This window comes from Bacillus cereus group sp. BfR-BA-01355, assembly GCF_022663675.1.
In the GTDB taxonomy this organism is placed as follows: Bacteria; Bacillota; Bacilli; order Bacillales; family Bacillaceae_G; genus Bacillus_A; species Bacillus_A thuringiensis_S.
The window spans coordinates 105,634-130,193 of record NZ_JAKUFY010000001.1 but is presented as its reverse complement, the minus strand read 5'-3'; the positions used below and the strand labels follow the sequence as shown (position 1 = coordinate 130,193).

Here is a 24,560-nt window from a genome sequence, read left to right as displayed (position 1 = left end):
GTATATTACAGGACTGATACAATAAAAAACACAGTTGGTTATTTTTCCAACTGTGTTTTTTATAATTAATTCACTTTTTTAATAAAACCTTTATAATGACGTTTTACAAGCTGGCTTTCTAACGTCTTCATAGTTTCTAGTGCTACACCGACAATGATAAGTAAGCTTGTACCACCAATTTGGGCAGAAGGTGGTAACGTAGCAATTTTCGTGAATACGAGCGGTAATATAGAAATTGCACCTAAGAAAATTGCACCGATAAATGTTAAACGGTATAAAATTTTAGTTACATATTGTTCAGTTGCTTTACCAGGACGAATACCAGGAACATATCCATTTTGCTTTTTCAAATTCTCAGCCATTTGTTCAGGATTTACTTGAATAAATGCGTAGAAGTATGTGAAAGCAACGATAAGACCGACATAAAGTGTCATTCCAATTGGATGTGCGAAATCAAGATTTGCAACTAACCATTTTGATATGCTTGAATCAGGGAAGAGCTGCGCAATTGTACGCGGCGTCATTAAAAATGCAGAAGCAAAGATAACTGGTATAACACCAGCACTATTTACTTTAAGAGGTAAATGAGTGTTTTTTGCTCCTTGATATTGATTGTTTCCTGAAACAGCTTTTGCATATTGTATCGGTATTTTACGTACAGCTTGTTGAATGTAAATAACGCCAACAACTATCGCTAAAATTACGAGTCCAATTAAAACAATTTTTATTATGTGCATGAATAGCTGATCGCCAGCATTTTGGAATTGTTGTAAATAAATTTGATTTGCAACATTTGGAATCGCGGCAACGAGACCTGCGAAGATAATCATCGAAATACCATTACCAACTCCGTTAGCGGTAATTTGTTCGCCTAACCAAAGTAAAAATGCAGTACCTGCAGTTAAAACTGTCGCAATAAATAAGTATGTAGTCCAGCTTTGATCTGTTATTAATTGTCCACCAGCTATATTATTAAAGCCATAAGACATTCCGATGGCCTGTATGAATGCGAGAATGATTGTAAAGTATCGAGTGAATTGAGCTGATTTCTTACGGCCCATTTCTCCTTGCTTTGCCCATTCCGAAAATTTAGGTATAACATCCATTTGAAGTAATTGTACTATGATAGAAGCTGTAATATATGGTGTAATACCTACAGCAAAGATTGAGAAGTGTTGCAGTGCTCCTCCACCAAATACGTTTAACATACCTAGAACGTTAGCTTGATCTTGTACTTTTAATACCTCTGCGTTAGTATGAGGAACTGGAATAAACGTGCCAATTCGAAAAACGATTAACATCGCTAGTGTAAAAAGGATTTTCCTTCTTATCTCAGCTACTCTCATGAAATTTGAAATCGTACGAAACATTATGTCGCCTCCTATATTTTTATCAGTAAAAAACTGATTATTATACCCTATGAAGTAACCACAAACCTCCTTCCGCACTAAATTCATTTGACAAATGGATTTTCATACACTTTGTAGTTTTCACGGATATAAAAATATAAGGTGTTATATAAGCGACCTATACACTTTTCGTAATCATTCAATACCCATAATATATCGAATAAATTCACAAATGTACATACATACGCATGAAAAATGAATAAATAGGGTCATTTTTTACATTTATTTAATGATAAATTGATAGGACATTATTATTCACGATTGTTATACATGTTATAAAAATAAAGGCGAGCCACTATGATTTATAGCTTATATTCATTCAAATGTGTCAGCTAATAGTGTCTCCCAATCTTTAAATGATAATTTATTAGTTATATGTTTTAGTGCATTAGGTACAACAATATGACAAATAAGTTCTAAGCTATTACCATCTGAATCAATAAAATAAACAGATGCATTACCTTGATGTGGACGGACAAAGGGTTCAATAGATTCATTACTCCCAAACGGAACAGTTTTAATTTGAAGTGAGTGTAACCAATGTAATGATTCTTTTAAATCCTCATATGAAACTCTAAATGCAATATGACGTAAAGAAGGATGATATTTTGTTTCGTATTCAGAGCCCGCCCATAATCCTAGCCAACTTTTCCCATCCTCAATCCAAAAGAATGCTGTTGACTCATCGCTCCAGGCTAACTTCAATCCTAGTTTTTCATAAAATTCGATAGATTGTTGTAAATTACTCACTGGTAAATGTGCTTCGTATATTCCTTTAATCAATTAAAATCCTCCACCTTTTTATTTCCTTACAATTAATATATCGATTTAAAAAGAATTTAAAATCAAATAAAAGTATGAAAGTACATACTACTTTAGTAGTAGTAATCAATTATATTACAATTAAAATTTATCCCCCGCTGATTAAAGGTTCACTTTATGTGATTAGAAAATTCTTTTTATTTAAGAAGGAATAAATATTAAAGAAAGCTAAATAAACAGTGTACGTATTTATAGGGGAGAAGATGTAAATGAAAGTTGTTATAAAAAAATTACCACCATTAGAAGTAGCGTATATAAGACGAACTGGTAGCTACTTTGAACCGCAAAATCACTGGGGAAAGTTACTGAACTGGTCAATTGAAAATAACCTTTATCCACCAGAGCAATCATTTATCGGAATATCATTAGATAATCCTGAACTTGTTGCAAGTCATAAGTGCCGGCATGATGCATGTGTTACGATTCCTGAAAACTTCGATAAAGAAAAGTATCATGATGTGCAATTTAAAAGATTAGATGGAGGTACATATGGTCTATACCAGTTCTATGGTGAACCTCATAAATTAAGTGAAGCGTATCAATACATGTATGCAGAGTGGCTACCAAATAGTGAGTATGATGCAGATTATGATAGAGATAATTTAGAGTTTTGCTTAAATAATGTTCCTGAAGATTTAGAAGGAAAGTTAAAAGTTGATTTATTTGTGGCTTTAAAATGAAATTGGAATAGTAGTGAAAGAAAATCTTTTTTCGAAGATAATATTTCTAGCGTAGGAATTTAAGTATGTAGGTTGCAATGAAAGGAGAATCCACATGGATACATTTGTAAATAACAAGTTTTATGAAACGAGAAATCAATTAGTTGAGGAAATTAATTTGTTGAGTGATGCTCAATTTAATAGGAAACCAGATAAGGATAAATGGAGTATTGCACAAGTTTGTCATCATTTAGTTTTATTAGATGAGAGAATTATAACAGTTATTTCGTCAGGATTAAAAAAGTTAGATAGTACCCAAAATGAGCGTAAAGAAATTCACACTATTTTATTAGATAGAACGAAAAAGTTTATAGCACCAGAAATGATTGAACCAAGTATAGAACCATTTGAAGTGCTGCAAATGGTTGATTTGTTAAACGACTCTAGAAAAGAATTGATGCGTTTTCTGAGTACAATAGAAGATGAATCTAAATTAGTAAAAAAATCAGTGATGCATCCAGCTCTTGGAGAATTATTTCTTGATCAGTGGATAGAATTAATCTATTTGCATGAACAGCGTCATATAGAACAAATCAAAGAGATAAAATTGCTTTGTGAAATTGAAAAGTAAAAATCATTCCCTGTTTATTGATGCGTATTATAAACAGGGGAAACGATTGATTCATATTGATTCAGAAGAAAACAAAAATAGAATGAAATTAGTTGAAAGTAACCAATAAGCTTAAGAAAATATAAAACTATCCGATTTTCTGTATAAGTGTAACCCCGTCTTAAATGAAGAGCGGGGTTATTTTTTTTGAAAGTGTTTTTATTTAGAAGGAAATAAATCAGCAACGAAATTCAAAAAATTAATCATCATAACATATTGTATATGCACGTTTTAATAAATTGAAATGATAATGAATGATATATCCTTATTTTGAAAGTACACTTCACACCCTTAAGGAAGGGGTATTCTGTCAGGAAACGATAAAATACAATTCTGTTAGGGGATGTATGCAATTTATTCTCTTTATTTTTGCAACAGAACCACCTTCAAAATTATCTTTTGTAGTTGAAGTTTCCCGAATAATAAGTTACATTTTTAAAGTTCAAACAACTTTACGAAAGTACAAAAAGGGGAGAAATATTATTATTATGCAAAAAATGAAATGGAAGAACTATGTATGTTACTTTGTAATTCTATTACTGCTCGGAACAGCAGTAATAGTCAAACCACCTATCTCTAAGGCTGAGGAATCTGAAGTTAATATTACATTGTTAGGTACTGCAGATATTCATGGCAGATTTATGCCTTGGGATTATGCGCTTGATGGAGCAAATATGAGTGGAAGTTTGACGCAGCTTTATACGGTTATAAAGAAGGTCCGTCAAGAAAATCAAAATACCATATTAGTAGATGCCGGGGATACAATTCAAGGAAACTCAGTAGAATTATTCAACGATAAGCCACAATCGCCAATGATGGTAGCGATGAATACAATGGGATATGACGCCTGGGCATTTGGAAATCATGAATTCAACTTTGGATTAGATACATTGAAAAAAGTTAGTGAGCAATATAAGGGAAAAACGTTAGCAGGAAATATTTATAAGGAAAATGGAGAGCGCTTTCTTCCTGCATATACAATTGTAGAAAAAGGTGGAATTAAAGTTGGGATTATTGGTATGAATACACCAATGATTAGTGATTTTGAAAAAGGGACAGATCACTTAAATGGTTTAGTGGTGAAAAATCCGGTAGAAGAGACGAAAAAGGCAATTAAGGAATTAGAAGGTAAAGTAGATGTAATGGTAGGAGTTATGCATATGGGATTAGAAAATGAGAATGGTATCCCTGGTACTGGTGTTCAAGATATTGCAAATGCTTGTCCGGAACTAAGCGCTATTTTTGCGGCTCACATGCATAAACTTGTAAAAAAAGAAGTTGTAAATGGCGTAATTATTACAGAGCCAGATAAATATGGAACACATATTTCACGTATTGACCTTACTTTTACAAAGCAAGATGGGAAGTTGGTTTTAAAAGATAAAACTGCTACCGCTATACCTGTAAAAAATGCTGATGGAACAACGATATTATCTGATCCTACACTTGAAGAAACACTAACACCTTTTCACGAATATGCGAGAGGAGATGCAAATGTTGTAGTCGCTCAATTAAAGGGTAGAAATCTTGTTCCTGAAAATGAAATAAAGGGTATTCCAAGTGTTCAGATTCAAGAAACACCTTTATCAGATTTCTTTCATGAAGTCATGCTCTACTACAGTAAAGCAGATGTAGTAGCCCATCAAATTGATAATGATTATGCCCGTTTGGATACAGGTCCTATTAAGAAAAAAGATATTGCGTATAATTACCAATATGCCTTGGGAGAGATTACAGTATATAAGATTTCTGGAAAAGATTTAAAAGACTATATGGAATGGGCAGCAGGATATTTTAACTCATCTCGTGCCGGAGATGTAACCGTTAGCTTTGATAAAACCCGCCGTGCATCTAAATACAGTACGAACGATTTCTTTGGAGGCGTAAAATACGAAATTGACTTAACAAAACCATACGGAAGTAGAATTACAAATTTACGCTCTATTCGTACAAACAAACCAATCAAAATGAGCGATGTTATGACGCTGGGAATGAATGCATACAGAATGGAGGCTCTTCAGGCAAAAGGAGGAGCTTTAGAGGGGCGTAAGTTTGAACAAATTTGGTCATCTAAACAAGAGAATGCATTTGGAGAAACAGGTGGAACCATTCGTAACCTTGCTATTACATATTTAAAAGAGGTAAAGAACGGTGTATACACGCCAAAAGTTATGCGTAATTGGAAAATTACTGGTGTAGATTTACATTCTTCAGAGCATAAGGCTGTAGTTGATCTTGTGAATAAAGGGATTTTAGAAATTCCAAAAACAGAAGACGGAAAATACACAAATATAGCAGCTATAAATACGAAAGATTCAATTACAAAAGAAGAGATTGTAGCACTCTCACAAAAAGCAAATATTAATCCAAATCAGTTTAAGCATATAAAAACGAAAGGTGAATTTTACAAAAAACTTAGTAGGATTACTAAAAAAATATAAATTATAAGGTTTCTTATAGTAATTGTTATTTAGAGGTAAGTATACTTTTATTACAATGAATATAGATAATTAATAACTAACCAATTGGATGAGCGCCTATAAGGACTCTCTTTTATTCAAATTAATGTACATATGTGTTCCGTTCATTATTTATAATATTGACCACAATTTATGTAATTTTGCATAATGTTACATAAATTGTGTATTTTCTCTTTTTTTCGACAGAAATAGACAGTATACTTTGTACAAGCTTTCTATTTCAAAAATTATACGAGGTGAAATAATGAAAAACAAAAAGACATTAACTAAGGTAGCATTAACAACTGGATTAGCTTTAACAGCTGTGGCACCATATGGGGTAGGTCATGCAGAGGAAACAGATCAACTACAAGTTCAAATTCAGGAAGAATCGTTCCGTTCGGGTGAACTGACACAACCGTCACAAAAGACACCAGAAAATGTAGTAAAGGATGCACTTAAGGAGAAAACAGAGCAAGCTCTCTCCCAAAAACAAGTCAATGGAGAAGCAGGAGTAGATTATAAAGTCCTTCAAAAACGTGGTTCGTATGATGGAACTACACTTGTACGTATGCAGCAAACATACGAAGGAAAAGAAGTATATGGTCATCAATTAACTGCACACGTAGATAATAATGGTGTTATTAAAAGTGTTTCAGGTGATAGCGCGCAAAATCTAAAACAAGAAGAATTGAAAAAACCTATTAATCTGTCAAAAGATGAAGCAAAACAATTTATTTATACGAAGTACGGGAACGATATCAAGTTTATTACTGAGCCAGAAGTTAAAGAGGTTATTTTTGTTGATGAAAATAATGGACAAGCTAAAAATGCATACCAAGTTACCTTTGAAGCTGCAACACCAAACTATGTTTCTGGTACTTATTTAGTAAATGCACAAAATGGTGATATGTTAAAAAATATGGTACAAGAATCTAACTTAAAAGCTAGTGACAAACTAGTTGGAGCTTTAAAGAAAAGTAAACAAAGCAGTCTTACATCATTAACTGGAACAGGAAAAGATGATTTAGGTATTTCTCGTTCATTTGGTATCTCTAAACAAAGTAATGGCAAATATGCTCTTGCTGATTATACAAGAGGGCAAGGAATTGAAACATATGATGTGAATTACAGAGATATTACTAAAGAAGAAAGCTATTATCCTGGTACATTAGCGACTAGTACTTCGGCAACATTTAACGATCCAAAAGCAGTAAGTGCTCATTACTTAGCAACAAAAGTATTTGATTTTTATAAAGATAAATACAAACGTAATAGCTTTGATAATAAGGGACAAAAGGTAGTTTCAGTTGTACATGCTTGGGATTCTGAAGAGACGAATGATCCGAAAAATTGGCAGAATGCATTAAGTGCTAATAATGGAAGTATGCTTGTATATGGGGATCCTATTGTTAAAGCATATGACGTAGCTGGACATGAATTTACACATGCTGTTACTTCTAGTGAATCTAATCTTGAATATTACGGTGAATCCGGTGCGATTAATGAGGCGCTATCTGATATTATGGGAACATCTATTGAGAAATACGTAAATAATGGAAACTTTAATTGGACAATGGGAGAACAAACGGGATCTGTTTTCCGTGATATGGAAAACCCAGCTTCTGTTCCATCTTCACTCGGAGTACCTTATCCAGATGATTACAGTGAATTTAACGATTTTAATGGATGGGATCAAGGCGGTGTTCATTTTAATTCAAGTATTATTAATAAAGTTGCGTATCTCATTGCGAAAGGCGGAACTCATAACGGAGTAACTGTTAAAGGAATTGGTGAAGATAAAATGTTTGATATTTTCTATTATGCAAATACAGATGAGTTAAACATGACTTCTAATTTCAAAGAATTGAAATCAGCATGTATTCGAGTGGCAACTAATAAATATGGTGCGAATACAGCTGAAGTTCAAGCAGTTCAAAAAGCATTTGATGCAGCAAAAATTAAGTAATTTAGAAATATAGTTCTCATTCATATATTAATACATTATGAAAAACAGTTAATGTCATTTTAAGGATATTAGCTGTTTTTTTCATAGCAATGTATTATTGAAAATAAACTGACTAAGCAATAATGAGGCGCTTTCTCTTTAAGAAGTAGTGACAAATCAATAAGGTTTAAAGTGTATAAAAACAGAAAATTAATAATATATTGACCTCTTGATAGAAAGTCTATAAAATGAAAGCGATAACAAACGATTGCTTTAAAATGATTTCCCTGATCTTTTAGTATTTACAAATATATGAAGGCATAAACAAATCTATTTTTTTAAGTATTAATGCAAACGCTTTCGTATTAAAAGGTCATTGAAATACATACGTGAAAATAGCCAATATGGAGGTGAAGTTAAAGAGATTTCTAGATAAATTTAAGCAGTTTTATTCAGTGAAGGCATAATAAATCGTTAGTAATATTTGAAGAAAGGGTGTATGTGGTGCAAATTACAAAAAGATTAATTAATAAAACAGTTTTATTACTTACTTTAATCATTATGTTATCATCTGTTTTCTCTTTTCAGAGTGTGAAGGCAGTTTCAAATTCGAAAACAACTGAAATTATCATTCATTACAAAGAAAAGCTTGGAAATACAAAAGACTGGAATCTTTGGTTATGGGGAGAAAATGCAAATGGTACATCTTATGAATTTACTGGTGAAGATGAATTTGGAAAATACGCTAAGATAAAAATAGACGGTGACTATAATCGTGTAGGATTTATAGTTCGAACAAATGAATGGGAAAAAGATGGTGGGGATCGTTGGATTGAAAATATAAAGGACGGTCGTGCTGAAGTATGGATTCTTTCGGGTGATGAAAAAGTATATAACTCTAAGCCTTCATCGGATCTCTCAATTCAAAAAGCAACTATTGATAGTTTCAATGAAATTACTGTAACGACTAATGTCCCGTTTCATATTAAGGAAAAGAAAATTGAAATTGAAGGCATTAAAATTAAAAATATTACTCCTTATGATACAAACAGTGGAGATATTACTAATAAGGTTAAAATAATTACGGAACAGAAAATTGATTTAAAACAAACATACAAAGTTAAAATTGAAAACTTAGCTGATACGAATACTGAAATTGGTAAAGTCATTCGTAGCGAAGAATTTGATAATTTATTTTATTATGGTGGCAACGATTTAGGAAATACATATACTCCGCAACATACAAAGTTCCGTTTATGGGCTCCTACTGCAAGCGAAGCGAAGTTAGTTACATATAAAAACTGGAACGATAAAATAGGTGCTGAAATAAACATGCAACAAGGTGAAAAGGGAACTTGGACAGCAGAACTAAAGGGGAACCAAAAAGGGCTCTTTTATACGTATAAGGTCAAAATTGGTGATAAGTGGACTGAAGCGGTTGATCCATATGTGCGTGCTGCTTCTGTAAATGGGGATAAAGGTGCAGTCGTTAATTTAGAAGAAACAAATCCGAAAAAATGGAAAGCAAACAAAAAGCCAAAATTTAAAACTCCGGAAGATGCTAGTATTTATGAGTTACATGTACGCGATCTTTCCATCCAACCTGAAAGTGGTATTAAACAGAAAGGGAAGTATTTAGGTGTAACAGAAAAAGGAACAAAAGGGCCAGAAGGTGTAAAAACAGGACTTGATCATATAAAGGATCTAGGTGTTACTCACGTTCAGTTTTTACCGATATTTGATTATGCTTCTGTAAATGAAGAGACTTTAAATGAACCGCAATATAACTGGGGATATGATCCTAAAAATTTCAACGTTCCAGAAGGCTCCTATTCTACAAATCCTTATGAGCCGACTGTGCGAATAACTGAATTGAAGCAAATGGTTCAAACACTACATGATAATAATCTTCGAGTAGTGATGGATGTAGTATATAACCATATGTATAACGCTGCTGAATCTAATTTCCATAAGTTAGTTCCAGGTTATTATTATCGTTACAATGAAGATGGAACATTTGCAAATGGAACTGGAGTAGGAAATGATACTGCTTCAGAAAGAAAAATGATGAGGAAATTTATGATAGATTCCGTCACATATTGGGCAAAAGAATACAATTTAGATGGATTCCGCTTTGATTTAATGGGTATTCATGATTATGAAACGATGAATGAAATACGTAAAGCTGTTAATCAAATTGACCCTTCTATTATACTACACGGAGAAGGATGGGATTTAAATACACCTCTTGCAGCTGAGCTGAAAGCAAATCAAAAAAATGCAGAGAAAATGAAAGGGATTGCTCATTTTAACGATAATATACGTGATGGGTTGAAAGGTAGTGTATTTGAGGAAAAGGAAAATGGTTTTATAAATGGAAAGGAAAACATGGAAGATCGTATTAAAAAAGGTATTACGGCAGGTATTGACTACGATACAAATTCGTCTACCTATCAAGATCCGGAACAGGTATTAACTTATGTGGAAGCACATGACAATCATACATTATGGGATAAACTTGAGTTAACTAATTCAGGTGACAGTGAAGAAGTGCGAAAACAAATGCACAAATTGTCTTCTTCAATTTTATTAACATCACAAGGAGTTCCATTTTTACATGCAGGGCAAGAGTTTATGCGGACGAAATACGGTGATCATAATAGTTACAAATCTCCAGATTCAATTAACCAGATGGATTGGCTGCGCCGTGCAACGTTTAATAATGAAGTAGATTATATGAAGGGTTTAATAGAATTACGCAAAAAGTACTCAGCTTTTCGAATGACATCTGCAGAGCAAATAAAAACACACGTATCATTTATTGATGCTCCGAAAAATACTGTAGCTTATACAATAGAGGGGAATAAAAATGAATACTTTACAGTGGCTCACAATGCAAATAGAGAAGCTGTTGAAATAACACTTCCATCGAAAGGGCCTTGGAAAGTACTAGTAGACAGCAAGCAGGCGGGAAGTAAACCACTTTATGTTGTCCATGACAATAAAATTAAAGTTCCTGCATTAAGTTCATTTGTCTTAAAAACAGAGAAACCGATTAAATAAAAGCGAAGAATGTGGAAATAAATACTGCATTGAGCAAATTTAACAAGGATTGCAAATAAAAAAAGCGAAGTGAAGATTATTCTCACTTCGTTTTTAAAGTTAATGTAATATAATTTCACATACTGTAATTATATTACAATTTAATAAAAGAAATAAGCAATAGATTATTTCTTTTGTGGCAGTAGGAGAAGAAGATATCTTTGAGTTTATTTATAAAATTACCTGAAATACATTCGTAATTCAGATAATGTTTATTATATATTCGAACATATAACGAACTAGATGTTCGAGTTGTATTAATTCCTACAAATCGTTTAAAAATAACAAAGGCGTAAAAAGTATATGGAATTAAAATAGAGAAAAGACACCATTCAAGGTGTCTTTTCTCTATTTTGAATATGAAATGTAAGTAACTCGATTGTATGTAATAGTATGTGATATTTTCACACTAACTGATTAAGAAAAATTTAAAACTCTTTTCTTAATCTATTTGTAATAAATTACATCATAAAATTTTATCGATATAATAAATAAAACTTTCTCAACATTATTTGATTTAATAACTATATTCAACCGCTCTCCAATCCATTACAATAATTTCACATTGGAAATACATGAATATTCTCAATGTTATAAATGGTTTATACCTTATAGGATTACTATGGGAAAGGATGTGAAATATCCAAAAAGAAATCATTTTTTATGATGAAATAAAAAATTTTAATGAAGAAAAAGTTATTTCATTATTTTCAAGTTTCGTTAAAGTGCATGTATTTATAATCACTATGAGACAAGGAGCAGAATCCGAAAAAATTTTTGTAAATTAGAAAATTGCATTTCAAAAATAAGTTAAACGTTTATGGAGGGTTATATGAGCGAGAAAATTTATTACTGGTCTCCGATTAAGCATTGGGAGAAGTTGCATAATGAAGTTTTGATAGGGGAAATGAGATTTACAGGTATTCTGTCTGAGTGGTTTCCAGATTTTTATTTTATGGCTCAAAAAGGTGTGAAAATTAGTGAACTAGTAGAGCGCTTTTCGTTAGGAAATGTAGAAGAGACACAAAAAAACATAGAGCTCATGATAAAAAATCGTGTGTTAGTAAGTAATATATTACACCCAAGAGAAGTATTTTCTTCACAAGAAAAGATTTTTTCAAATCCATATAGCAACCAGATTCGCTTTTCTAAAGAAAAGTTAGATAAGTATATGAGTGAACAATTAAATCGCACGCACGTTGCTGCACGGTCGACCGAAATTCAACTTGAAACAACAAATGAGCTACCTACTATAATCAAGGAACGTAGGTCTTGTCGTCAATTTGATATGGTAAAACATATTAGTATTTCGGAATTTTCCCGATTCTTATCAACTCTAAAACAGGTTAGGGAAGAAAAAATATACTATCATTACGCAAGTGCAGGGGGGCTCTATCCCATTGATATCTTTGTTTATGTAAAACCAAAACGTATAGAGGATATGAAAGCTGGATTTTATTATTATAACCCATCAAAAAATAGTCTTGTGATTGTAAACAACATTGATCAAGTAATCAAAAGTGATCATGAGTTAATTAATCAGGATTTATTTACTCAATCTGCCTTCTCAGTTTATTTGGTTTATAATGCGAACGCTTCCATCCCGAAATACGGTTCAGATGGATATTTATTTGCTTGTATTGAGTCAGGCATTATCACTGCTACCTTAAATATGGTTGCTGAGACATTAAATTTAGGGGTTTGTTCAGTTGGTCATATGAAATTTGAAGAGATTCAGCAATTTTTATGTTTGGATAATCATCAAGTGTTTCTCCATGGGCTTGAAGTTGGCTTGAAAATTAACGAGTAGAAGAAATGAATATTAGGGGGATAAAGATAAAAATGCACATTAAAGATCGAAGTTCGATTCATGAAAATAAAGAAGTAGAAGCGTTTTGGAAGGAGCAATTATCTTCCGAGATTCTCGATTTTTCTGTATTTAAATTTAATAGCGATTACCAACTAAATAAAGAAACACCTTGTGAGTACGTTCAAGTCATAGTGAATGTAGAATTTAGTAAAAGTATACAAAAAATAAGTAAGTCTCAAGATTTATTATTATTTAGCTGGTTTCAAGCCGCTTTAAGGGTTTGTTTGGCACATTATACAGATCAAGAAAGAATTACTATTGGTATTCCTATAATTGAAAAGAATCTTGAACAAAGTGAGAATCTTAATAAGTTGATTCCTTTAGGAAGTGAAATCCAGCCGCATCACCCCTTTAAACAATTAGTAAATGAGATTGAACAAACGACTTTATTCGGGTATGAAAATCAGGAGTATCCGCTCTCTGAATTATTAGTTAAACACAATTTAACTCCTTTTCAAATTGTAATCGGGATGGAAGGATTACATAATGAAAATTCGCTAGAAGAATACGCAGAGAATAATTTAGTCCTATGGATACGAAGAAAATGGAATGAAATACATAATGAATTTGAATTTCAAATTTCTTGCAAGTCCCGTTCATTCTCTTCTTTGCAACAGTTTGCCAATTCGTATTGTTATGTTTTAAAGCAAGTTTCACAAAACCCGAATTTGGCATTGAAAGATATTTGTATTATTGCAGAAGAAGAAGAAAAAGAGTTGTTAGAAGGATTGAATACTTTTCAAACAGGCATAGACTTGTTTCAATCATTTCAAGATTTGTTTGAAGCGCAAGTATTAAAAACTCCAGATCAAATTGCTGTTGTTTGTAATGATCAATCTTTGACATATAGAGAATTGAATAAGAAAGCGAATCAATTGGCTTCCATCCTTCAAAGTAAAGGTGTTTCAAAAGAAAGTATTATTGGCGTTATGGTAGATCGGTCATTAGAAATGATTATTGGTATGATGGGGATTTTAAAAGCAGGAGCAGCCTATTTACCAATAGACCCTAACTACCCAACTGAACGAATTGAATATATGTTACAAGATAGTCAAGCAAAATATTTACTTAGTAAGCGAACAGAGGAAGTATTGCCACAATTTGCGGGTGAAGTACTGTATCTTGATAAAGAATATCTTTTTCAAGGTGAAGAAAGTAATTTAGTACGAGAACATAATCCTAATGATTTGGCTTATGTTATTTACACATCAGGATCGACAGGAAATCCAAAAGGGGTAATGATAGAACAAAAATCGCTAGTTCATTTTTTAAATGTAATGAGAGAAAAAGTAAAGGCTAATCAATCATTCTTGTTTCTTGCTAGTGTATCTTTTGATATTTCCTTGTTAGAAATATGTCTTCCTTTAACGCAAGGTTCAAAAGTAGTAATTGCTACAGAGGACCAGTTTGCAACAAAAGAATTGGCTCATTTGGTCAAAAAACATAAGGTGGATTTATGGGAATCAACGCCATCGCGAATGGAAGTGATTTTGAGTGATCCAGAAGGGGCAAATTTTCTAAAAGATTTAAAATCTATTTTATTAGCAGGAGAAGCATTTTCTATTGATTTGGTTGAAAAAATTCGTTGTATCAGTGAAGCAACAATTTTAAATATTTATGGTCCCACAGAAACAACCATTTGCGCAACAGTAAAAGACTTGAGCACTTCCAAAGAAGTTACGATCGGTAAACCAAATCCGAATTATCATTCCTATATATTGAATAAGTATGGCCAATTAAAACCATTTGGAATTCCCGGTGAACTCTGCATTGCTGGAGTAGCGGTAGCACGAGGGTATCTTGGTAAAAGTAAACTGACAGATGAAAAATTTGTACCGAGTCCTTTTACGGCAGGAGAAATGATGTATCATACAGGTGATCTCGTTCGTTGGTTGCCTAATGGAGAACTTGAGTATTTAGGTCGAATGGATCATCAAGTGAAAATTCGGGGGTATCGGATTGAATTAAGAGAAATCGAAACTCAATTAAGGGAATATCCAGAAATAAACCAGGCTATCGTTGTTGATCAAGTGTATGGAAATAGGAAATTATTAGCTGCCTACTATGTATCGGATAACAAGGTGTCTTTTGGTGAAATCAGAAAATATTTAAGTGATAAATTACCTGAGTTTATGATTCCTGAAAAAATGATTCAGGTAGAAGAGATTCCATTGAATCCAAATGGAAAAGTGGATAGAAAAAGGTTATTGGATATAACACAAACGGATTATGTATCAATCCCATACGTTGCCCCGCGCAATGAAATTGAACAAAAATTAGTGTGTGCATGGGAAAAAGTTATGGAGATTGAGGGAATCGGTATTCATGATAATTTTTTTGCATTAAAAGGAGAATCCATTAAAGCACTTCAAGTAATTAATTTACTAAGAAAAGACTGCTTAAAAATAAGTACAACAGATTTTTTTAAGCACCCTACAATCGCTCAACTGAGTTCTTGTGTAAAGTTAGAGCATAAAGAGGAAAACTTTGAAAGTAGACCAACTCATGTTAAAGATTTATCTAATCCATTTTCCTTAACAGAAGTTCAGACAGCGTATATGTTAGGAAGGAATTCACAGTTTGAATTAAGTGGTATTTCACCTCAAACATATTTTGAATATGAAACAACATTGGATATCAATCGTCTTTCAAAAAGTTTTCAAAAGGTAATCCATCGTCATCCAATGTTGCGAGCTGTAATTTTACCAGAGGGAAAACAGCAAATATTACAAAGCGTTCCTGATTACCAGATTGAAATAGTGAGTCTCATAGATTTAGATGATAGGAATCAAAATGCTCGCTTGCAAGAAGAGCGTTCTCGAATGACTAACCATGTATTCCCTTTGGGGCAATGGCCTTTGTTTGAATTGAAAGCTTTTCTTTTAAAAGAAGACACGTATTTATTATGTTTTCGATACGATGCTTTATTAATGGACGGAGCAAGCATGAACATTGTTGGACAGGATTTGTTGCATTATTATTATAAACCAAATCAAAAATTAGAATCTTTATCTTTTGATTTTCAAGATTATATGTTTATCTATGATGAAATGAAACAAATCGGAGAATATAAAACAGCAAAAGATTATTGGACAAGTAAGCTTCCTGACTTTCCGTTTGCACCTTCTTTGCTGTTAAAAAAGGATCCAGCAGAGATTGCTACTCCTAAATTCCAATCACTTACAAAAATCCTGGACAATGAAAAATGGACAAAGCTACGAAAGTTAGCACAAGAGAAAGAGGTAACGCCTTCCGCTCTACTTTGTACAATATATGGTGATGTGTTGGCATATTGGAGTAATCAACGTCGATTAGCAATTAATTTGACTGTATTTAACCGTTATCCTGTTCATGATGAAGTAGAACAGATTGTAGGAGATTTCACATCGCTTATTTTGTTGGATGTTGATGTAAAACCAGAGCAAACTTTCTTTACTAGAGTAAAAGAAACGCAATCTACTTTATTAGATGGCCTTGAACATCGTCATTACGATGGAGTTAACTTTATTCGAGATTTTACTCGATATCATCAAATGACGCCAAAAGCAGTTATGCCAATCGTTTTCACCTCGATGTTAGCAGGTGCAGGTGCTTTCTCTTGGGAACAACTTGGTTCTCTTCGCTATATTCATGCTCGGACTCCACAAGTGTATTTGGATAATGTAGTAATTGAAAAAAATGGTGAGTTATTAATTAGCTGGAATTATGTTGAAGAGTTGTTTGATATTGATGTGATAGAAGCAATGTTTTCCCAATTTGTTGACTTATTGGAACAATTGGTGAAACAAAGCGATATAACATCTTTGCAGATGAAAGAATCGGATCAAACTTTAATTGAACAATATAATGAAACAACAGAAAAAATACCTTCAACTACTCTGTATCAATTATTTACAGACCAAGTAAAACGTACACCGAATGAAGTAGCGGTGGTATTTGAGCAAAAATGGTTAACATACTCGGAACTTCATAAACGCTCCAATCAAATTGCCCACTTCTTAAAAGAGCAGGGCATTGGTCTTGGTGACAAAGTCGGTCTTTTAGCCAAAAGACGAGTTGACACAATTGTTAATATGCTAGGTATTTTAAAAGCAGGTGCTGCTTATGTTCCGATTGATCCCAATCATCCTTTAGATCGCCAAACATATATTTTAAAAAATAGCTCATGCAAGCTTTTATTAGAACCTAGTCTTTATGAAGAAAATGATTTGTCATTTTATACAACAGAAGACATGCCCGCTATTGCTGGTCCAGAAGATATTGCCTATATTATATACACTTCAGGAAGTACAGGAAAACCAAAAGGAGTAATTATTACTCACCAAGCGGTTACAAATACGATTCAAGACATAAATCAAAAATATGAGGTAAATGAAGATGATCGTATTATTGGTATCTCTTCCATGTGTTTTGACCTATCTGTATACGATATTTTCGGAGCTTTAAGCACAGGTGCAATGTTAGTAATGATTCGTGATCCGAGAGACATGCAAGAATTAATCCGCACTGTCGAACGTAGAGGGATTACAATTTGGAATACAGTGCCTGCAATCATGGATTTGGCATTGGATCAAGTAGGTTCTCATTTTGAACATTCTTCTTTACGTTTAGTTTTACATAGTGGAGATTGGATTCCCCTTTCTTTACCAGAAAAAATAAAACGACATTTTCCGATTGCAGAAGTAGTTTCACTAGGAGGAGCAACAGAAGCATCGATTTGGTCAATTTATTATCCGGTCAAACAGGTGGAATCACATTGGAATAGTATTCCATACGGGATGCCCTTGGCAAACCAAACGTATTATGTGTTGAACTATGAAAAGAAAATGTGCCCTGTTGGTGTAATTGGAGATTTATATATCGGGGGAGTGGGCCTTGCTAAAGGATATTTAAATGATGAAAAGAAAACAAATGAAGCGTTTGTGTCACATCCTGATTTTGGTCTTATATACAAAACAGGAGATTGTGGAAAAATGCATTCTGAGGGATATATTGAATTTTTAGGCCGCCAAGATTACCAAGTAAAAATTCAAGGGTATCGAGTAGAGCTAGAAGAAATCGCTCATTGTCTTCTAACTTATAAACAAGTCGAACATGCTGTCGTAATTGATCAAACAGATGAGAACGGAATAAAATTTTTAGTTGCATATGTGGTAACTGAGCAAAATATTAGTACAACAGAACTACGAAAGCATTTGCGAGATCACTTGCCAGATTACATGATTCCTTCTTATTTTGTTTATTTGGACCAATTACCCTTGACTCCAAACGGTAAATTAGATAGAAAAGCGCTCCCTACTCCCGAGAAACAAACAAATGAAGTATTTATTGCTCCAAAAACTGAAATGGAAAAAATATTAACTAGTATTTGGCAAGAAGTACTCAAAATAGATCAAGTTGGAGTAAATGATCATTTCTTCGCCTTAGGTGGAGATTCGATAAAAGCGATTCAAGTGTCCGTCAGACTGTATCGACAAGGATTTGAGCTTGAACCAAAAAATCTATTTTCATTTCCTATATTAAGGGACATGGTTCAATTTGTTAAAAAGCTAGACCATTTTTCAAGTTCACAAACAAATGATGTAAACATAATGAACGATAATAAAGCTACATTACTAAATATTAAAGATAAACAACTTAATCAACAAACACTTACCAAAATACAAGAAAAAATGCCGGATATAAAAATAGAACGTATTTACCCGTTAGCACCTTTCCAAGAAGTTATTTATGAACATGCTACGAATGAACCTGATACAAATGCATATTTTGAACAAACAATTTGGGCACTTGAGGGGGAGTTGGATATTAAACTCTTTATTCAGTGTTTCCAACAATTAGTTGATCGTCATGATTCTTTAAGAACAATAATTGTGCAAGATGAACAAGCAAAACCTTGGCAAGCTGTTCTATATGATGTTCAAATAAATTCAGAAATAAAAAACTTGATTGAGATGACGAAACAAGAACAGCAAGAATTCCTAAAACAGTGGATGAATGAAAATTTAAGTCGAGGATTTAAAAATGATGAACTTATGACACGTCTCTGTATATTTCAACTAGGTAATAACGAGCATAAGGTAATTTGGAGTTCCCATCATCTATTATGTGATGGTTGGAGCGTCAGCATTTTGATAGACGAATTATTCCAGCTCTATGAAACAACAAATGCGGGAACTACGGCGGGGTTACCTATAGTAAAACCTTTTGAAACATTCATAGACTGGACTTTGGTACAAGATCATGAGAAAGCACGTCATTTTTGGAGGGATTATTTATCAGGATACAATCAGAAAATTAGTATTCCTAAAAAGAAAGTCCCATCTAAAAGTGAAGGGTTAAACTTCACTTTTATGGATTTAACATTAGACAAGGATTTGACTAATCAGTTACAGACATTTGTAACTAAAAACAATATAACTATGAATACAGCACTACTAGCTGTATGGGGAATATTACTTGGCAAATTCAACGGAACGAGAGAAGTAGTATTGCCTAATCTCGTATCAGTCAGACCTCCCGAAGTAGAAGGAATTGAAAGTATGTTCGGTCTGTTCACAAATGTTTTGCCTATCCGATTAGCATGGACAGAAACGCAGTCTTTTGTGGACTTCCTGCAAAAGGTACAACTAGAGACATTGAAATGTAATGAGTATGCATACTATTCATTTGTTGATATACAAAAGCAAAGTGAATTAAAAACTGAGTTGACTGACCATCTTTGGGTTTTTGAAAACTATCCAACTAATCCAGCAATCTTTTCTTCAAATGAAAACAGACATTTTGCTATCACGGATTACGAAGTTGTTGATGAGCCACATGTAAAGTATGGAATTATGTGCTTCCCTGAAGAAAGACTTACAATAAAGTTTGGATATGATCAAACTTTATATGAAGCGAAGAAAATACAGGAAATATTAAATCACATCCATTGCTTAATCAACATGATTCTTCAAAATCCAATACAAACAATTTGTGATTACAAATTATAAAAAATGAAAAGGCGAGCAAGAACTCGCCTTTTTAAATAGAATAGGGGTAAATCAAATGACAAAAAACTTGCAGCTATCAGCCGAAGAGATGCGTCAGTTAGGATATCAAGCGGTTGACTTGATTGTTGATCATATGAATCATTTAAAAAGTAAACCAGTTTCAGAAACGATTGATAGTAATATTTTTAGAGACAAGCTAATTGAAACGATTCCGGAAAACGGATCTAATCCAAAAGAATTACTTCATTTTCTTAATAACAATGTGTTTAATCAAATTACTCATGTGGATCATCCTCATTTTATGGCTTTTGTGCCAGGTCCTAACAATTATGTTGGTGTATTAGCAGATTTTTTAGCAAGTGGGTTTAATGTATTTCCTACAGCTTGGATAGTAGGTGCAGGTGCTGAACAAATTGAATTAACGACAATTAACTGGTTAAAATCAATGCTAGGATTCCCTGATTCAGCTGAGGGCCTATTTGTCAGTGGCGGTTCCATGGCTAATTTGACTGCACTTACTGTAGCGAGACAGGTCAAGCTGAATAATGACGTAGAAAAGGCGATTGTTTATTTTTCTAACCAAACTCATTTTTCTGTAGATCGAGCACTTAAAGTATTAGGTTTTAAACAGCATCAAATTTGCCGAATTGAGACAGATGAAGATTTAAAAATTTCAGTTAGTACTTTAAGAAAGCAAATAAAAGAAGATCGACTAAAAGGGAAAAAACCATTCTGTGTTATTGCTAATGCAGGGACAACGAATTGCGGAGCGGTTGATTCCCTCAACGAATTGGCTGATCTTTGTAATGATGAAGATATATGGCTACACGTGGATGGAGCTTATGGGGCTGCAGCAATTCTCAGTGAAAAAGGAAGGGAGTTATTAAGTGGAATTCATCGTGCCGATTCTTTAACGTTAGACCCGCACAAATGGCTTTTTCAGCCTTATGATGTTGGTTGTGTACTCATTCGAAATAGCCAATATTTAAGTGAAACATTCCGTATGATCCCAGAGTATATTAAGGATACAGAAACTAATATAGAAGAAAAAGTGAATTTTGGGGAGCGTGGAATTGAACTTTCTCGTAGATTTAGAGCATTAAAGGTATGGCTTTCTTTTAAAGCATTCGGAGTTACAGCTTTTCGTGAGGCAATTGATCATGGCATTATGCTAGCTGAACAAGTTGAAGAGTTTTTAAGGAAAGAAAAAGATTGGGAAGTAGTAACACCCGCCCAATTAGGAATTGTTACTTTTCGTTATATTCCATGTGAGCTAACATCTACAGATACAATTCATGAAATAAACAAAAAATTGGTGGAAGAAATTAATCAAAGAGGATTTGCTATGCTAAGTACTACTAAATTAAAAGAAAAAGTAGTAATTCGACTTTGCTCTATCAACCCAAGGACAACAAAAGAAGAAATACTTCAAATCATGATGAACATAAAAGCATTGGCAGAGGAAATAAACACATCGCCTAAACATCTTATATCTGTTTCTCAACCTTGATATATTAGGCGGATTTTACATATTAATAGCCGATTCTCATTTAGAATCGGCTATTATGTTTAAATGATAACATATATACTATTTATAAGTATTTATCTTGTAATGGGATTAAGCCTCAACCTTGGATACTCGTTTGAAACCAGTCTTTATTGCTTGTACTATTTCGTTCACAGCATAAATAGATACATCGGCATTTGGATTTAACCCTTCAAACCAGTGATAGGCATTTGGATATAAATGAAACTCCACATCAACACCAGCTTGCGCTAGTTTGCTTACATAGGTTAATGTTTCGCTGCGGAATGGATCTAATTGACCAACAAATGTGTAAGTATACGGTAAGTCACTATAATCCTCAGCTCGAGAAGGTGCTGCATAGGCAGGGATTTGATCCGTTCCATACATTTCTCCTAAATACATTTTCCAGCCAGCTTCATTTGCCTTTTGATTCCAAACAAATCCCTCTTTAATTTCATTCGCTGAAGGTGTATCATTTCTGTCATCAATCATTGGATATAGTGGCATTTGTAAACAAATTGAAGGATATTTTCGATCTCGGGCTAATAATGATAATGCTGCTGTTAGTCCACCGCCGGCACTTACTCCTGCAACCCCAATACGATTTGAATCAATGTTTAATGACTTTGCATTATCAGCAATCCATTTTAAAGCTGAATAACAATCCTCAATTGGTGCTGGGTAAGGGTGTTCAGGTGCTAAGCGGTAGTCTACAGATACAACCACACAGCCAGCTTCTTTTGCAAACCTCATACAAGTATCATCGTTATCATCTATAGAACCTAAGATATAACCACCACCATGTATCCATAATAAGACAGGTAAAGATTCATGATTTGATTTTGGACGATAAATTCTTAATGGTAACGGATTATCATCAGGCCCAACAATGACTTTATCTGTTAAAGAAAGAGAGTCATCAACAACGGTAGGTGGTCTCATTTGAGCTATTCCTTCTCTGATTGATTGCAAATTTTCTGGGCGTAAATCGAGATCCGGAAACATCTCTAACCCTTGTAATAATTCTGGATTTACTCTAGTTTTCATTTTAGCACCTCTATTTGTAATTGTTTTCAAATAAATGAAGTGTATTCTAAGTAGTTTAATTGTGAAAGAACACCACAATTAAATTGTAAATTGGATATGTTATAACGGTCAACAGAATATTCAGGAATTAAAACCTTTCTCAAGAAGGACTTTCATGCAATTAATAATACAAGTATTGGATTTAAGAGCAAAGTGGTTTAATGTCGTTGTAATTATGTACATTAGAAAAATTTCTTTTTGAGTCTAGAAAAGGATTAGATTCTTTTCTAGACTCATGAAGAATTATGAAAAGCAAAATTTTATAGATAGTTATCTTAAAAATAAACAAAGAGAGAAGAACTAACCAATGTTCTTCTCTCTTTTTCATATGTAATTAGGGTATCCTTAACTGCAAATACGGATGGTATAGATTAATGGATGAATAATTTCCTTTTAAATTAATAACGGAATACATAAAGATTTTTATATGTAATATTGCATATACAGGGACTACTAGTGAAAATGTTGAGCAATGTTTTTCCATATGGTAAATTAGTTCCTTAGTTATTTATTTTATTTCATTTTCAATCGTGTAAGGCTAGGGGCGAAGATTTACAAAGGTGACTAGTAAAAAATATAACAATATAAGTATAAGATTTTGTACTTAGTAATCTCGCGATTTAAGGCATGACATTGGATAAGTGCGGGGAGTTCAATCGATTTTGAATAAAATCAATAGTATCAGTTGCAATTTTTTTACGTTTAAGAACGATCCCGGCATGCCCACATTTATAAATATATCGTGGAGGTCTTTCCCAAGATTCCCACAAGTAGTCTGTATCCTCAGAATGCACATATAGATCATGCTTACCTGAAATTAATAAAATATTTTCTTTTTTTACTTTTGGCAATGCTTGACTCGGTTCAGTGATTTTCCAATAATCTATTAAATCATCATACGTAACACCATGATGTTCCAAGTCTTCTCTAATAAATTTACCTGGAGTTGTATTCCAAATAGAATAAGAAAGTCGATTTGTATAGAAAATGGATGCTAACACATCAATTTCTTCTTCAACAAGAGAGGTTAAGTTAGTAATAAATCCGCCTAAACTAATTCCTATTAGAATCAGGGGCCCATTTTTATTTGCTTTAATCCATTTAATCAAAGCTCGTAAATCAGCTACCGCTTGTCTAGTTGCTTGTAATGTTCGTTCAATATTTGCACTTACCATATACTCTCCACTGAATAAGGATTGATCGGGTTTTCTTTCAAAATGATAGGGTAGAGTGAAATAATACATATTCCACTTTAGGCTGGTCATATGATCGTGGAATATTTTTTTCACACGTTCGTTAGAATCCATTCTCCAACCGTGAACAAAGATAACATGAGGTGCATTTTCATTTTTATGTAAGAATAATTCCCCAGTTACAGAGTCGTTGCGTGAATCACCGGATTGAACCGAACTTTTATAGTTGAATTGCCCAACCATGTATTCATTTTCCTGCTTTGAATGCTTAATGTCAAAATGAAAATGTGATGGTTGTACTTTATAAAAAGATTCTATGTTCTTTATATTTAATGAAGTGTTAGAAAGGGAAGTAAACTGAAATGCTACACTTCTTTTTTTATGTAAATCATATAAGGCGTACCGATCAATAAGTTTTGAAAAAATCAAATTAACCTCCTCCAAAATACATATTGTTTAAAACATGGACAAAATTTATGTTGTAAATTAATTATAAAATATTCTCTTTTCCTAATAGTAGGTAATAAATTTGTATATCATATTATAAAGCTTGCAATAAAATAAAACTATAAATAAATTATACTAAAATCTAAAAAGCAAGTTAATATTCTTATTCATATAAGAGAATATTAACTTGCTTATTTTCGTATTAAAAGATGCACCTTTTAAAGCGACGTGATTTGTATGAGATACAGTAACTATATTAAAATCCCTATTATAGATATCCAAATAGGTTTCTCTATATTTATTGTATAGAAATTACACAGTAAATATTTTTTGTGCTACATACATTAAATTAATCTTAACCTTATATAAATTTAT

12 protein-coding genes are annotated in these 24,560 nt (G+C 33.0%); 8 read left to right on the top strand and 4 right to left on the bottom strand.

Translation table 11 applies throughout. The features are described from left to right. Nucleotides 1-65: 65 nt before the first annotated feature. Together secY and MR167_RS00640 are read right to left on the bottom strand one after the other, a co-directional pair. Nucleotides 66-1,370 carry a preprotein translocase subunit SecY gene (gene secY, locus MR167_RS00645; RefSeq protein ID WP_000490132.1) on the bottom strand — a complete coding sequence of 435 codons (1,305 nt, stop codon included), beginning with the start codon at nucleotides 1,368-1,370 and terminating at the stop codon, nucleotides 66-68. A gap of 354 nt (nucleotides 1,371-1,724) precedes the next feature. Further along, complete coding sequence (locus tag MR167_RS00640; RefSeq protein ID WP_242313693.1) at nucleotides 1,725-2,192, bottom strand: VOC family protein; 468 nt, start codon at nucleotides 2,190-2,192, stop codon at nucleotides 1,725-1,727. Nucleotides 2,193-2,440: 248 nt separating this feature from the next. Between MR167_RS00640 and MR167_RS00635 the strand changes: the two genes are divergently transcribed. The 8 genes from MR167_RS00635 (at nucleotide 2,441) to MR167_RS00600 (ending at nucleotide 21,441) form a co-directional block, all read left to right on the top strand. After that, nucleotides 2,441-2,911 (top strand): AraC family transcriptional regulator, encoded by a 471-nt coding sequence (locus MR167_RS00635; RefSeq protein ID WP_000869618.1) that lies wholly within the window; start codon nucleotides 2,441-2,443, stop codon nucleotides 2,909-2,911. Between the two features lie 94 nt (nucleotides 2,912-3,005). After that, nucleotides 3,006-3,521: a DinB family protein gene (locus MR167_RS00630; RefSeq protein WP_000379381.1), complete on the top strand. Its 516-nt coding sequence runs from the start codon at nucleotides 3,006-3,008 to the stop codon at nucleotides 3,519-3,521. 527 nt (nucleotides 3,522-4,048) lie between these two features. Beyond that, a complete protein-coding gene (locus MR167_RS00625; RefSeq protein ID WP_242313692.1) occupies nucleotides 4,049-6,001 on the top strand; it encodes a bifunctional metallophosphatase/5'-nucleotidase in 1,953 nt (650 codons plus the stop codon). A 283-nt stretch (nucleotides 6,002-6,284) separates the two neighbouring features. Further along, a complete protein-coding gene (locus tag MR167_RS00620; protein ID WP_000791462.1) occupies nucleotides 6,285-7,988 on the top strand; it encodes a M4 family metallopeptidase in 1,704 nt (567 codons plus the stop codon). Between the two features lie 483 nt (nucleotides 7,989-8,471). Then, nucleotides 8,472-11,030: a type I pullulanase gene (gene pulA, locus MR167_RS00615; protein WP_242313691.1), complete on the top strand. Its 2,559-nt coding sequence runs from the start codon at nucleotides 8,472-8,474 to the stop codon at nucleotides 11,028-11,030. A gap of 871 nt (nucleotides 11,031-11,901) precedes the next feature. Further along, nucleotides 11,902-12,879, top strand: a complete 978-nt coding sequence (locus MR167_RS00610) for a SagB/ThcOx family dehydrogenase (RefSeq protein ID WP_242313690.1) — start codon at nucleotides 11,902-11,904, stop codon at nucleotides 12,877-12,879. Nucleotides 12,880-12,911: 32 nt separating this feature from the next. Continuing rightward, entirely contained in the window at nucleotides 12,912-19,931 is a 7,020-nt protein-coding gene (locus MR167_RS00605) for a non-ribosomal peptide synthetase (RefSeq protein ID WP_242313689.1), read from the top strand. 55 nt (nucleotides 19,932-19,986) lie between these two features. Beyond that, on the top strand, nucleotides 19,987-21,441 hold the full coding sequence (locus MR167_RS00600) for a pyridoxal phosphate-dependent decarboxylase family protein (RefSeq protein ID WP_199670222.1): 1,455 nt from the start codon (nucleotides 19,987-19,989) through the stop codon (nucleotides 21,439-21,441). 108 nt (nucleotides 21,442-21,549) lie between these two features. On the opposite strand, the gene MR167_RS00595 is transcribed toward MR167_RS00600, so the two are convergent. Both MR167_RS00595 and MR167_RS00590 read right to left on the bottom strand, forming a co-directional pair. Further along, on the bottom strand, nucleotides 21,550-22,506 hold the full coding sequence (locus MR167_RS00595) for an alpha/beta hydrolase (protein ID WP_000857939.1): 957 nt from the start codon (nucleotides 22,504-22,506) through the stop codon (nucleotides 21,550-21,552). A gap of 659 nt (nucleotides 22,507-23,165) precedes the next feature. Next, a complete protein-coding gene (locus MR167_RS00590; protein ID WP_242313688.1) occupies nucleotides 23,166-24,167 on the bottom strand; it encodes an alpha/beta hydrolase in 1,002 nt (333 codons plus the stop codon). Nucleotides 24,168-24,560: the final 393 nt, after the last annotated feature.